The sequence below is a fragment of the Streptomyces sp. NPDC006430 genome (assembly GCF_040612395.1).
GTDB lineage: Bacteria > Actinomycetota > Actinomycetes > Streptomycetales > Streptomycetaceae > Streptomyces.
The window spans coordinates 44861-58145 of record NZ_JBEXQA010000037.1; the positions used below are offsets into that span (position 1 = coordinate 44861).

Sequence of the window (13285 nt, forward strand, 5' to 3'; positions counted from 1 at the left end):
TCCGGTCGATCCGGTCGATCCGGTCGATCAGTACGAGCGAGCGACGATGGCGAGCGTTCCGGGAGCGTCGTCCGCCTCCGGGACGGACCCGTCCTCGGAGATCAGGCAGCGGACCGACACGGCCTGCTCGCCCAGCCTCGCCTCGCCCTCGGGGCCGAGGTCGGCCCACGGGATCCGCGCCCAGCCGCCGCCAACGGCGACCTCGGCGGCCTCCTCGATGGTCGCGACGTCGCTGGTACGGGACTCACGGCGCTCGCGGGACTCGCGCAGCAGCTGCGCCTGGTCCTCCTCCAGCACCTTGGGCAGCAGGTCGGCGAGTGCGTCGATCTGCACGGGCTCCTTGCCGCCCGGGATCCGGCGGGCCAGCATCGCGGTGCCGGCCTCCAGGTCGCGGGGGCCGATCTCCACGCGGACCGGTACGCCCTTGAGCTCCCAGTCCACGGCGCGCCGGCCGAAGGGGGTGTCGACGCGGTCGTCGACCTGCACGCGGATGCCGGCGGCCTTCAGCTGGGCGCCGAGCTCGCGGACCTTCGTGACGGCCTCGTCGCCCTTGATCGCCATGACGACGACCTGGACGTGCGCCAGACGCGGCGGGACGCGCAGGCCGTTGTCGTCGCCGTGGGACATGATCAAACCGCCGACCATGCGGGTCGAGACGCCCCAGGAGGTCTGCCAGACGAGCTCCTGCTTGCCCTCCTTCGACAGGTACTGGGTGTGGAAGGCCTTGGCGAAGTTGGTGCCGAGCTCGTGGCTCGTGCCCAGCTGCAGGGCCTTGCCGTCGCCCATCATGCCTTCGAGGGTGAGGGTGTTGATGGCGCCGGCGAAGCGCTCCTTGGCGGTCTTGCGGCCGAGCACGACGTCGATGCCGAGCACGTTCGTCATGAAGTCGCCGTAGACGTCGCGGTGGATCCGGGCGGCGTAGTCGCGGGCGTCCTCGTACGTGGCGTGGGCCGTGTGGCCCTCCTGCCACAGGAACTCGCTCGTACGGAGGAACACGCGCGGGCGCATCTCCCAGCGGACCACGTTGGCCCACTGGTTGATCAGCAGCGGCAGGTCGCGGTAGCTCTGGACCCACTTGGAGAAGTAGTCGTTGATGATCGTCTCGGAGGTCGGCCGGACCACGACCGGCTCTTCGAGCTCCTTGCCGCCGCCGTGCGTGACGACCGCGAGCTCCGGGGCGAAGCCCTCGACGTGCTCCGCTTCCTTCGTCAGGTACGACTGCGGGATGAACAGCGGGAAGTACGCGTTCTGGGCACCCGCGTCCTTGATGCGCGCGTCCATCTCCTGCTGCATCCGCTCCCACAGGCCGTAGCCGTACGGCCGGATGACCATGGTGCCGCGCACTGGGCCGTTGTCGGCCAGCTCGGCCTTGTTGATCAGATCCTGGTACCAGCGGGGGAAATCCTCCGCCTGGGGGGTGAGAACGGGAGCCTTTGCCATGGCGCGAATGGTACGGCGCCCGGCGCGTCAAGCGTGAATCGGGTGGCGCACTCCTCTGGACGCGGGGGCGAATCGGGAGTTCTCTGGCAACGGGGGCACGGGGGCGACAAGGAATCAGGAGCGCTCTTTCGATGACACCGACGCCGACGGCAACGCTCGCCGCCCGGGACTGGGCGGAGATCCAGGAACGGATGCTGGTACCGCTGTACGAAGCGGTCTTCGACCGGCTGGAGGTCGGTCCGGGCGACCGGCTGCTCGGCCTGGACTGCGGGGCCGGGCTGGCCCTGCTGCTGGCCGCGGGGCGAGGAGCCGTCACCACGGGTGTGGAGGCGGATCCGGCGCGCCGGGCGCTGGCTCGGGAGCGGCTGCTGGAGGTGGTCGCGGAGCCGCCGTCCGGCGGGCGGCCGTACGACGTGCTGCTGGCGTTCGCACCGTCCGCGGCCGCCCTGGCCCCGGCCCTGCCCGCGGTCCGGCGGGGCGGGGCGGTGGTGCTGGCCGACTGGGGGCCGATGGAGCGGTGCACGGTGCCCACCGTCCTCGGGGGCGGGCCCGCGCCGCAGGATCTGGACGCGGCGGTAGCTCGGGCCCGGCTCTCGCCCGACGGATCGGGGCGGGTGTTCTGCCCCTTCGGGTACGCGGACGTGGACAGCGCGGTGCGGGGGCTGCTGTCCACGGGGCTGTACGAGTCCTCCTGCGACCCGGCGCAGTGGGAGAAGGAGATGACCGAGGCGCTTCACCCGTACGAGCGGCCGGACGGCTCCGTCTGGTTGCCGAACGTGTTCCGCTACGTGATCGCCCGCGTGCCGTAGTCCGCCGGCGGGGCGGCCCTTCGGCCGCCCCGGCGGACACCGCTCACCTCTTCGACGTCCGGGGGATGCCGGCGGCCTCGTAGGCGGCCGGCTCGTCCAGCGTTTCGTTGGCCAGCAGGGCCTCGGTCAGGGCGTCGAGTTTCGGACGGTGCTCGCGCAGCAGCCGGCAGGCCTCCATGTAGCACTCGTCGACGATCCGGCGCATCTCGTGGTCCACCGCGTCCAGCGTGGCGGGGGCCGCCACGAGTCCGTACGGGCTCTGCGCGTCCGCCGGGATCGCGGTGAGACGGCCCACGCGTTCGCTCATGCCCCAGCGGCCGACCATGCTGCGCGCGAGGTTGGTGACCTGTTCGAGGTCGTTCTCCGCGCCCGTGGTGATGACGTCGTAAACGATGTGCTCGGCCGCCATGCCGCCCAGCGCACCGATGATGCGGCCGCGGAGGTAGTGCTCCGTGTAGGCGTAGCGGTCCGCGTCCGGGGTCGAAAGGGTGACGCCGAGTGCCCGGCCGCGCGGCACGATCGTGATCTTGCGGACCGGGTCGGCGCCCGGGTGGAGCATGCCCAGCAGGGCGTGGCCGCTCTCGTGGTAGGCCGTGCGGCGACGTTCCTCCTCCGGAATGACCAGCGCCCGTGCCGCGCCCAGCTGGACCTTCTCCAGGGCGTCCATGAAGTCGGCCTGGGTGACCTGGTCCTGCTTCCGCTTCACGGCGAGGAGGGCGGCTTCGTTCGCCAGGTTGGCGAGGTCCGCGCCCGTCATGCCCGGGGTGGTGCGGGCCACCTGGTCCAGGTCGACGTCGGGGGCGAGCGGGACGTCCCGGGTGTGGATCCGCAGGATCGCCTCGCGGCCCGCCCGGTCCGGCGGGGAGACCGACACCGTGCGGTCGAAGCGGCCGGGCCGGGTGAGCGCCGGGTCCAGGACGTCGGGCCGGTTCGTCGCCGCCAGGACGACCACGCCTTCCGAGCCGGAGAAGCCGTCCATCTCGGTCAGGATCTGGTTGAGGGTCTGCTCGCGTTCGTCGTGGCCGCCCATGGTGGCGCCGCCGCCCCGGGCTCGGCCGATGGTGTCGATCTCGTCGATGAAGACGATCGACGGAGCCACCTTCCGCGCCTCGGAGAAGAGGTCTCGGACCCGCGAGGCGCCCACGCCGACGATCATCTCGATGAACTCGGAGGCGGAGGCGGAGAAGAACGGCACCCCGGCCTCGCCCGCCACCGCCCGCGCCAGCAGGGTCTTGCCCGTGCCGGGCGGCCCGGCCAGGAGGACCCCGCCGGGCATCCGGGCGCCGAGCCTGCGGTACTGCTGCGGGTTCTTCAGGAAGTCCACGACGTCGTTGAGCTCGCCCTTGACCTCGTCGATGCCGGCCACGTCCGCGAAGGTGGTGCGCTTGGCGCCTTCCAGCTCAACGGGCTTGGGCGGTCCCTTGCGGCCCAGACCGGGGACTCCGCCTCCGGCCGCGCCCATCCGGCGGGCGATGAACACCCACAGCAGGACCAGCAGCAGCATCGGGGCCAGCGAGATCAACAGGTTGGCCAGGAAGCTGCGCTGGACGACGACCGGGGAGGCCGTGACGGTGACGCCGTGCTGGGTGAGGTTGGCCCACAGCTGGTCGTCGGCGAAGGCCGGGCGCTGGGTGACGAACTTCGTGTAGTCGCCCTTGTCCCCGTCGGGCAGCGGCTGCTTGTTCTTCAGCTGGCCCTGGATGGCGTCGCCCTTGGAGTAGATCTTCGAGACGTTGCCGTCCGCGACCTGCTTGCTGAACTCCGTGTACGAGATCGTCGGCTCGTCGCCCTCGTTGAAGAAGGACAGGACCACGTTGGTGATCAGGAAGACGATCAGCGCGGCGAGGATCAGTCCGCGCCAGCCTCCGGGCATCTTCTTCCGGGGCGGCGGAGCCGGCGGCGCGCCCTCCGAGCGCCAGGGCGTGTCGGCGCGGCCGCGAGGCGGTACGGGGGTGGGGTTGGGCACGTGGCCTCCTTACAGCCGTCCTCCTGGCCGACCATAAGGGACATACCGCCCTCGCGCGCCCGCACGCCGTACGCGGCAGGGCCCCGGCCGAATCCCCCGATGCTGTCCCCCGGCCGGGGCCCTGCCGCAGGCGCCTGCGGTTACTTCATGAACTTCTTGAACTCGTCCGGAAGGTCGAAGTCCTCGCCGGACTGGCCCCCGGCCGGAAGGCCGAACGGGCTGCCGGTGGCGGGCGGAGCCGCCTGCGCGCCCTGCTCGCGACGGGCAGCCGCAGCGGCCTCCTCTTCCTTGCGCTTCATCGGGTTGCCGCTCTTGCGCTTGCCCTTGGCCTGCTTGACCTGCTTCTTCTGCCGGCCGGGGCCGCCGCCCATGCCCGGGATGCCGGGCATGCCGGGCATCCCGCCGCCCTGGGCCATGCGGGACATCATCTTGCGGGCCTCGAAGAAGCGCTCCACGAGGTTCTTGACGGCACTGACCTCGACGCCGGAGCCCTTGGCGATACGGGCGCGGCGCGAGCCGTTGATGAGGTGCGGGTCCTGGCGCTCGGCCGGGGTCATCGACTTGATGATCGCGGCGGTGCGGTCGACGTCGCGTTCGTCGATGTTGTTGATCTGGTCCTTGATCTGCCCCATGCCCGGGAGCATGCCGAGCAGCTTCGAGATGGAGCCCATCTTGCGGACCTGCTCCATCTGGGCCAGGAAGTCGTCGAGCGTGAACTCCTTGGGCCCCTTCGCCAGCTTGGCCGCCATCTTCTCGGCTTCGGCCTGGCTGAAGGTCTTCTCGGCCTGCTCGATGAGGGTGAGCATGTCACCCATGTCGAGGATCCGGCCCGCCATGCGGTCGGGGTGGAACGCGTCGAACTCGTCGAGCTTCTCGCCGTTCGAGGCGAACATGATCTGCTTGCCGGTGACGTGCGCGATGGAGAGCGCGGCACCACCGCGGGCGTCGCCGTCGAGCTTGGAGAGCACGACGCCGTCGAAGCCGACGCCGTCGCGGAAGGCCTCGGCGGTGTTGACCGCGTCCTGGCCGATCATGGCGTCGACGACGAAGAGGATCTCGTCCGGGCTGACGGCGTCGCGGATGTCCGCGGCCTGCTGCATCAGCTCCTGGTCGATGCCGAGGCGGCCGGCGGTGTCGACGATGACGATGTCGTACTGCTTGGTGCGCGCGTACTCGACGGAGTCCTTGGCGACCTGGACCGGGTCGCCGACGCCGTTGCCGGGCTGCGGCGCGTAGACCGCGACGCCGGCGCGCTCCGCGACGACGCTGAGCTGGTTGACGGCGTTGGGCCGCTGGAGGTCGCAGGCGACCAGCAGCGGGGAGTGGCCCTGGCCCTTGAGCCAGAGGCCGAGCTTGCCGGCGAGGGTGGTCTTACCGGCACCCTGGAGACCGGCGAGCATGATCACGGTGGGTGCGGTCTTGGCGAAGCGCAGCCGACGGGTCTCGCCACCGAGGATCGAGACGAGCTCGTCGTTGACGATCTTGAGGACCTGCTGGCCGGGGTTCAGGGCCTTGGAGACCTCTTCGCCGCGGGCGCGCTCCTTGACGTTCGCGATGAAGGAGCGGACGACCGGGAGCGCGACGTCGGCCTCGAGGAGGGCGATACGGATTTCCCGCGCCGCAGCGTCGATGTCCTGCTCGGAGAGGCGGCCTTTGCCCCGGAGGGACTTGAAGGTCGCGCTGAGGCGGTCGGAAAGCGTATCGAACACGGTGGTCGCGATTCCTCGGGTCGGGGGCGTGGTGGTCGTCCCCCAGGGTATCGGCCCTTTCCGCTTGCTGACCCCTGCCTCCTGCTTCGGCCGCCGGTGCCTCCTGCTTCGGCCGCCGGCCGCGGGGCTGCGGGACCCGGTACGGGCGCAGCCCCGTCTCCGCCCCTCCCCGGACGGATCTCGTGCGGGACGACCTCGGGGAGTAGGGAGACGGGGGGCTCGATCCGCTAGCGGAGGGCTGCCTCCACGGCCGCGGCCAGGGCTGCGGCCGCCGGGGGCGGGAGGGGCTTGCCGTCGGTGTCCACGAGGTACAGCGAGTCCACCGCGTTGGCTCCGAGGGTGGAGACGTGCGCGCTGCGGACCCGGGCCCCGGAGGATTCCAGCGCCCGCCCGATCCGGTGCAGCAGACCCACCGCGTCCGGGGCGCGGACCTCCAGGACCGTGGCCAGGGAGGAGACCTCCGGGACCACCGTGACGCGCGGTGGCGGCGGCACGACCCCGCGCCGCCGCGGGTACGCCGCCTCGCGGTCGGCCAGCTTCGCCGGGACGTCCAACGAGCCGTCCAGCGCCCGGATCAGGTCCGTACGGAGCCGGGCCGCCTCCGGTGGGGAACCGAACTGGGCGGCCACCCACCAGCGCAGGACCAGGACCTCGCCCAGCTCGTCGGGGAGCTCCAGCGAGCGCAGGTCCGCCGCGCGCACCGTGAGGCGGTGGAGTGCCAGCACCCCCGCCACGGCCGGGAGGACCCCCGGCTGGTCCGGGACCGCCACGACGAGTTCGACCCCGACCGCGTCGTCCTCCTCCTGCCGCGCGTGCAGCGACAGCACCGGTTCACGGGTGCGCAGCGCCTCCACGGCCAGGCGTTCCTGTTCCGTGGTCGGGATGGCCAGGTCCGGGACGACCGGCGCCGCGCCCCGCAGGACCGACGCCACCCGCGCCACCAGGTCCGCCACCAGCGAGCCCCGCCAGGTGCTCCACGCCGCCGGCCCGGTGGCCAGCGCGTCGGCCTCGGTCAGCGCGTGCAGTATCTCCAGGGTGCCCAGCGACCCGACCGCCTCCGCGACGGACCGGACCGTCGCGGGGTCGTCCAGGTCGCGCCGCGTTGCGGTGTCGATCAGCAGCAGGTGGTGCCGTACGAGCACCCCCAGCACGGCGGCGTCCTCCGCGTCGAAGCCCACCCGTACGGCCACGTCGTGCGCGATCGTCTCCCCCGCCACCGAGTGGTCTCCCGGCCAACCCTTGCCGATGTCGTGCAGCAGGGCGGCCATCAGCAGCAGGTCCGGGCGGCTCACCCGGCGGGTCAGGGCCGAGGCGCGGACCGCCGTCTCCACCAGGTGCCGGTCCACGGTCCAGGTGTGGACGGGGTTGCGCTGCGGCCGGCACCGTACCCGTTCCCAGTCGGGCAGCAGCCGAGTGATCAGGCCCTCCGCTTCCAGGGCCTCCCACACCGCCACGGTCGGTTCCCCCGCCCCCAGCAAGGTCAGCAGTTGTTCCCGCGCCTGGGCGGGCCACGGGACGGGTAGCGGTTTCGCCTGCGCCGCCAACCGGCGTACGGCGTGCAGCGACACCGGCAGTCCCGCCTGCGCCGCCGCCGCACCGAACCGCAGCGGCAGCACCGGGTCCCGGTCCGGCCGGGCCGCGAGGGCCAGGACGGCCTCGCCGTCGGACTCCACGACCCCTTCGGCGAGCGGCGCCCGCTCGGCTGCTGCGACCCCCCGCGTCCCCAGCAGCCCGCGCAGCCTCGGCCGGGCCGCCCTGGCCCGTAGTACGCGCCCGACTTCCCGCCAGGTCACGTCACCGGCGTACGCGACGACCCGCGCGGCCTCGTACACCTCGCGCAGCAACGCGTCCGCGTCGAGCAGGCCCAGCTGGGCCGCGACCTGGTCCTGTTCCTGGAGGGCGAGCCGGTCGGTCGCGCGGCCCGTCACCAGGTGCAGGGCGTCCCGCGCGTCCAGCAGCCGGCGCCGGGCCTCGGCCAGCCCCTCGCGCGGGGCGTCGGCGAGCCAGGACGCGGCGACGGCGCGCAGTGCGGTGATGTCGCGGAGCCCGCCGCGGGCCTCCTTGAGATCGGGTTCCAGCAGGAATCGGAGCTCCCCGGCCAGCTCGGCCCGTTCCCGGCACAGGGAGTGCAGCTGCGGAAGCCGTTTGGTGGCCTGGTTGCGCCAGTCGGCCAGGACGGAGGTGCGCAGGCCCGCGAGCAGGCCCGCGTCGCCCGAGACCGGGCGGGCGTCCAGCAGCCCGAGGTGCACCTTGAGGTCCTCGGAAGCGGTCTTGCGGGCTTCGGCCGGCGTCCGCACCGAGTGGTCCAGGGCCACGCCCAGGTCCCACACCGGGTACCAGATGCGGTCGGCCAGCGCGCTCAGCGCCCGCGGCTCCGCCTTGCCGTCATGGAGCAGCAGCAGGTCGAGGTCGCTGCGCGGGGAGAGTTCGGCGCGCCCGTAGCCGCCGACGGCGACGAGGGCGGCGCCCCGGACTCCGGTCTCGCGTACGGCCGTGGCGAACAGGGCGTTCAGCCAGTCGTCGGTCAGTGCGGCCAGCGCGGAACGCCGCGACGGCCCGGACCGCGACTCCTCCTGGAGGAGTCGCAGCCGGGCCGCGGCGTACCCGCTGGGTCCCGAGTCGGACGGCTCTTCGGAACCGCCCGTCGTGGTCTTTTCGACGCTCGTCACCCAGGAGCTCCCGTCACCTAGAGCGCTTCAGCGCCGCGCTCGCCGGTGCGGACCCGGATGATCGAGTCCACGGGGACGCTCCACACCTTGCCGTCACCGATCTTGCCGGTGCGGGCGCTCTTCACGAGGACCTCCATCACCGATTCGGCGTCGTCGTCCTCGACGACCACCTCGATGCGGATCTTCGGTACGAGGTCCACGGTGTACTCGGCACCGCGGTAGACCTCGGTGTGGCCGCGCTGGCGGCCGTACCCGCTGGCCTCCGAGACCGTGAGGCCCTGGACTCCGAACCGCTGGAGGGCGTCCTTGATCTCGTCCAGCCGGTGCGGCTTGACGATCGCGGTGATCAGCTTCATGCGTCAACCTTCTTGCTCGCGGCGGCAACGGGGGCGGGTGTGGCGGTGCTCCTGGAGGAGGCGCCGCCGCCGGCTCCGCTGAAGTCGTAGGCGGTCTCGGCGTGCTCGACCTGGTCGATGCCGGAGACCTCGTCGTCCTCGGTGACCCGCATCCCCATCGTCTTGTCGAGGAGGAAGGCGAGGATCGCGGACGCGACGAGAGAGTAGGCGAGTACGGAGAAGACTCCGATGGCCTGCTTGCCGAGCTGCTCCAGGCCGCCGCCGTAGAAGAGGCCGGCCGCGTCGGACTGGACCCCGCCGGTGGCGAAGAAGCCGACGAGGAGGGATCCGGCGATACCGCCGACGAGGTGGACGCCGACCACGTCGAGGGAGTCGTCGTAGCCGAACTTGTACTTGAGGCCGACGGCCATGGCGCACAGCACACCGGCGATGGCGCCGATGCCGATGGCGCCGAGCGGGGAGCAGGACCCGCCGGAGGGGGTGATGGCGACGAGGCCCGCGACCGCGCCGGAGGCGGCGCCCAGGGTGGTGAAGGAGCCGTGGCGCAGCTTCTCGTAGGCGAGCCAGGCGAGCATCGCGGCGGCGGTGGCGACCTGGGTGTTGACGAACATGACCGCGCCGACGCCGTCGTCGTTGCCGAGCCAGGAGCCTGCGTTGAAGCCGAACCAGCCGAACCACAGCAGACCGGCGCCCAGCATCACGAGCGGGAGGCTGTGCGGGCGCATCGGGTCCTTCTTGAAGCCGACGCGCTTGCCGATCACCAGGATCACGCCGAGGGCCGCGGCACCGGCGTTGATGTGGACGGCGGTGCCGCCCGCGAAGTCGATGACGCCGAGCTCGAAGAGCCAGCCGCCGGCGCCCCAGACCCAGTGGGCGACGGGGAAGTAGACGACGGTGACCCACAGGGCGGTGAACAGGGCCCAGGCGCTGAACTTCACCCGGTCGGCCAGTGCACCGCTGATCAGGGCGGGGGTGATGACGGCGAACATCAGCTGGAAGACGGCGAAGACGTAGACCGGGATGGTGTAGCCGTCCCACAGCTCGGTGATGCCGATGCCGCTGAGGCCGACGTAGTCGGAGGACCAGCCGATGATGCTGGCGGAGTCCGTGCCGAAGGCGAGGCTGAAGCCGAAGAGGACCCAGAGGATCGTGACGATCCCGAGGCTGATGAAGCTCATCATCAGCATGTTGAGGCTGCTCTTGACGCGGACCATGCCTCCGTAGAAGAAGGCGAGTCCCGGGGTCATCAGCATGACCAGGGCGGAGCAGATGAGCATGAACCCGGTGTTCGCGGCAGACAGCGTCGGGGCGTCTGCAGCGAGGGTCGTGATGGCTGATGCCATCGGCGTCTCCTCGTCGTCGGTACGTTCGCGTGCGGGCGATCGTGAAAACCTGAGCGGCGCAAGGCGTAAGGCCGGGGGGTGGGGCCTGGGGGCTGGCCGGTTATTGGCCTTGAGATTCGCGCAGGCCGGTTTCCGGCGGCGCCGCTCGATGTTTCGCCGCGGTGACGAAGAGGTCGGGCGTGTTACACGTCCATGAACGGACACGTACGAGAACCGGCCGCGGCAGTGACCCGGGGGACCTGGCTGGGGGAGCCTGATCGGGCTTCACGGGGTGACTGCCGCGGCCGGGGCCTTGGGGACGGCCGCGCGTGGCCGTCAGACGGCCTCGGCGGCCTCGGGGAGCCGGGAGGCGAGGTGGTCGGTCAGCCGGCCGACGTCGGGGACGTCGCCGTACTCACGGGCGACGGTGTCTACGGTCTTGCGTAGCCGCGTGTTCACCCTTTCGGACCGCACCTTTCCGGCCACGTCGAGGGCCTTGCCGATGAGGACGGTGGCCTGCTCGGGCTCGCGCTGGAGCAGGTGGACGGTGGCCATGCCGATGAGGTTGAGGGCGTAGGAGCGCTGGTGCTCGTCGTCCTTCTCGAAGAGCTCCACGGCCCGCTGCATCACGGGTTCGGCGAGGGAGGCGTACATGGGGCTGCGGCCGGCGACGTAGGCCAGATCGCGGTACGAGTGGGAGTTCTCCCCGTTGAGTTCGGCCTCTGAGAAGAAGCGGATCCAGTCGGGTTCGGGCTCGCCGCCGAAGTCGATGTCGCTGAAGGTGTCCTCGGCCATCCGGACGGCGCGCTTGCAGCGGCTGGGCTGGCCCATGTTCGCGTAAGCGCGGGCCTCCATCGCATACAGCATGGCCTGGGTGCGCGGGCCGGCGCAGTCGCGGCTGCCGTACTGCGCGAGGTGGATGAGCTCCAGGGCGTCCTCGGGGCGGCCCAGGTGGATCATCTGGCGACTCATGTTGGACAGGATGTACGAGCCGAGCGGCTTGTCGCCGCCCTCCTTGGCGGCGTGCAGTGCGAGGACGAAGTACTTCTGCGCGGTGGGGTGCAGGCCGATGTCGTAGCTCATCCAACCGGCGAGTTCCGCGAGTTCCGCGGCGACCTTGAAGAGCCGCTTCATGACCGGGGCCGGGTGGTTCTCCTGGAGCAGGTCGGTGACCTCGTGCAGCTGGCCCACGACGGCCTTGCGGCGCAGTCCGCCTCCGCACTGGGCGTCCCACTGGCGGAACATCACGGTGGTGGCTTCGAGGAGGCCGAGTTCCGGTTCGGAGAGGCGCGGCGGGCGGTGCCCGCCGAGGGCGCCGGCCGTCCCCGCTTCGCGGGGGCCGGGGTCGGCGGCCGGGACCGGGACGAGCCAGCGCTGCATGGGCTCGATGAGGGCGGGGCCGGCGGAGAGGGAGAGGGAGCTCCCGAGGAAGCCTCGGCGGGCCAGCATCAGGTCGCTGCGGGAGAACTCCCCGAGCAGCTCGACGGTCTGCGGGCCGGCCCAGGGCAGATCGACCCCGGAGACGGAGGGGGTCTGGTGGGCGATGCGCAGCCCGAGCTGCTCGATGGCGACGACGGAGCCGAAGCGCTCGGAGAACAGCTCCGACAGGATCCGCGGGACGGGCTCGCGGGGCTGCTCGCCGTCGAGCCAGCGGCGCACCCGGGAGGTGTCCGTGCTGATGTGGTGGGCGCCCATCTGGCGGGCCCGCCGGTTCACCTGGCGTGCGAGTTCGCCCTTGGACCAGCCGCTGCGGACGAACCAGGAGGTCAGTTGTTCATTGCGGGCCGTAGAGCCCGGGACCTCCGACTCCTCGCTCGTTCCGCTTGCGTCGTTGCCGCTCACTGGAACGCCCCCATCCGCTCAGCCTCTTTCACACGAAACCCTGGCCGGTGGGGCGAGCGTCGCCACGGACCTTCACAGGTCCTCCACAGCTTGCCTCCGGCATAACCACGGACGGTCGGCCTCGAAGGGTGCGTGCACTGAAAGTAATCCTACGATCACCCCTGCCGCGAGGTCGATTCCGGAAACGCCACCATTCGCCACCCCTGCGAACGAACTCGCCACCCGCCAGGCGCGATTCACTTGACAGCGAGGCGAAAACGATCGGTTGGACGGGAGTGCGCTAGGGGCGCGCGCGGCGAGGAGTGCGCCGGGCGGCTCCTCCCGGAACCCGGCTCGCTCCCGACCCCGCATCCGGTCTCGCCTACGTCGTAACCACCGGCGCGTCCGACCCGTTGGAGGGAGCATGGGCATGGGCTTCACGATCGGCGGCAGCCGCAGCACCAAGGAGTTCCGTTCCGGCTCGCGGCGTCGCGGTCGGACATCGGAGTGCACGGCGGTCGCGGAGTACACCGGGCTGTGGGGCTGGGACGTGGTCCCCGGCGCACGGGCCGCGGCCCCCGCCCGTGACTGTTCCTGCGGTCATACGAATTGCAGCGCGCCGGGGGCGCATCCGCTCCTACCCCTCGCACCCACCGTCCCCGCGGGCGCCACCCTCGACGAGGTCACCGAGATCTGGGGCGAGTACCCGGGTGCGTCCGTGCTGCTCCCCGTCGGCCGCACCTTCGACGTCATCGAGGTCTCCCAGGAGGCCGGTCGCCGCGCGCTGGTCCGCCTGGAGCGGATGGGCCTGCCCCTCGGTCCGGTCATCGCGACCCCCGACGGCCGCGCCCAGTTCTTCGTGGCCCCGGGCGCGGCCGCCGAGCTGCCGCAGCTGCTGTACCGGATGGGCTGGGACGACGCCGACCTGGACCTGCACGCCCTGGGGACCGGCGCCTTCCTGACCGCTCCCCCGTCCGACCACGCCGGGCTCGGCCCCGCCTGCTGGCTGCGCCCACCCGCCCTCGACTCCGCGGGCGGCCCGCCGCAGGCCCGGCTGCTGCTGGGCACCCTCGCGTACATCTGCCACCGCCTGCGGCGCTAAGGGCTTGCAGGAAATCAAGGTGTTGCTTCCCGTTCCGGGGCTCGTTGTTGTGGTATGCGCATCCCGGACGAGACTCGTGACCAACTCTGCA

9 protein-coding genes are annotated in these 13285 nt (G+C 71.6%); 2 read left to right on the plus strand and 7 right to left on the minus strand.

Features of this window, described 5'->3' with window-relative positions:
* Positions 1-27: 27 nt before the first annotated feature.
* Complete coding sequence (gene proS / locus ABZZ20_RS32290; RefSeq protein WP_356875769.1) at positions 28-1440, minus strand: proline--tRNA ligase; 1413 nt, start codon at positions 1438-1440, stop codon at positions 28-30.
* A 131-nt stretch (positions 1441-1571) separates the two neighbouring features.
* On the opposite strand from proS, the gene ABZZ20_RS32295 reads away from it, so the two are divergent.
* The gene (locus ABZZ20_RS32295; RefSeq protein WP_356875771.1) at positions 1572-2249 is read left to right on the plus strand and encodes a methyltransferase type 11; all 678 of its coding nucleotides are present in this window, start codon (positions 1572-1574) and stop codon (positions 2247-2249) included.
* Positions 2250-2292: 43 nt separating this feature from the next.
* Here the strand turns inward: ABZZ20_RS32295 and ftsH are convergent, their stop codons facing one another.
* From ftsH to ABZZ20_RS32325, 6 genes are all read right to left on the minus strand, one after another.
* Positions 2293-4215, minus strand: coding sequence for an ATP-dependent zinc metalloprotease FtsH (gene ftsH, locus ABZZ20_RS32300; RefSeq protein WP_356875773.1), 1923 nt, complete (start codon positions 4213-4215; stop codon positions 2293-2295).
* A gap of 140 nt (positions 4216-4355) precedes the next feature.
* Complete coding sequence (ffh, locus tag ABZZ20_RS32305; protein ID WP_356875775.1) at positions 4356-5924, minus strand: signal recognition particle protein; 1569 nt, start codon at positions 5922-5924, stop codon at positions 4356-4358.
* Positions 5925-6151: 227 nt separating this feature from the next.
* On the minus strand, positions 6152-8593 hold the full coding sequence (locus ABZZ20_RS32310) for a [protein-PII] uridylyltransferase (RefSeq protein ID WP_356875777.1): 2442 nt from the start codon (positions 8591-8593) through the stop codon (positions 6152-6154).
* Between the two features lie 17 nt (positions 8594-8610).
* Positions 8611-8949 carry a P-II family nitrogen regulator gene (locus ABZZ20_RS32315; protein WP_356875779.1) on the minus strand — a complete coding sequence of 113 codons (339 nt, stop codon included), beginning with the start codon at positions 8947-8949 and terminating at the stop codon, positions 8611-8613.
* The gene (locus tag ABZZ20_RS32320) at positions 8946-10292 is read right to left on the minus strand and encodes an ammonium transporter (protein ID WP_356875781.1); all 1347 of its coding nucleotides are present in this window, start codon (positions 10290-10292) and stop codon (positions 8946-8948) included. Before ABZZ20_RS32320 ends, ABZZ20_RS32315 begins: the two co-directional genes overlap by 4 nt.
* 315 nt (positions 10293-10607) lie before the next feature.
* A complete protein-coding gene (locus ABZZ20_RS32325) occupies positions 10608-12041 on the minus strand; it encodes a hypothetical protein (protein WP_356875791.1) in 1434 nt (477 codons plus the stop codon).
* Between the two features lie 481 nt (positions 12042-12522).
* On the opposite strand from ABZZ20_RS32325, the gene ABZZ20_RS32330 reads away from it, so the two are divergent.
* Positions 12523-13194, plus strand: a complete 672-nt coding sequence (locus tag ABZZ20_RS32330; RefSeq protein WP_356875783.1) for a bifunctional DNA primase/polymerase — start codon at positions 12523-12525, stop codon at positions 13192-13194.
* The last annotated feature ends 91 nt before the right edge of the window (positions 13195-13285 follow it).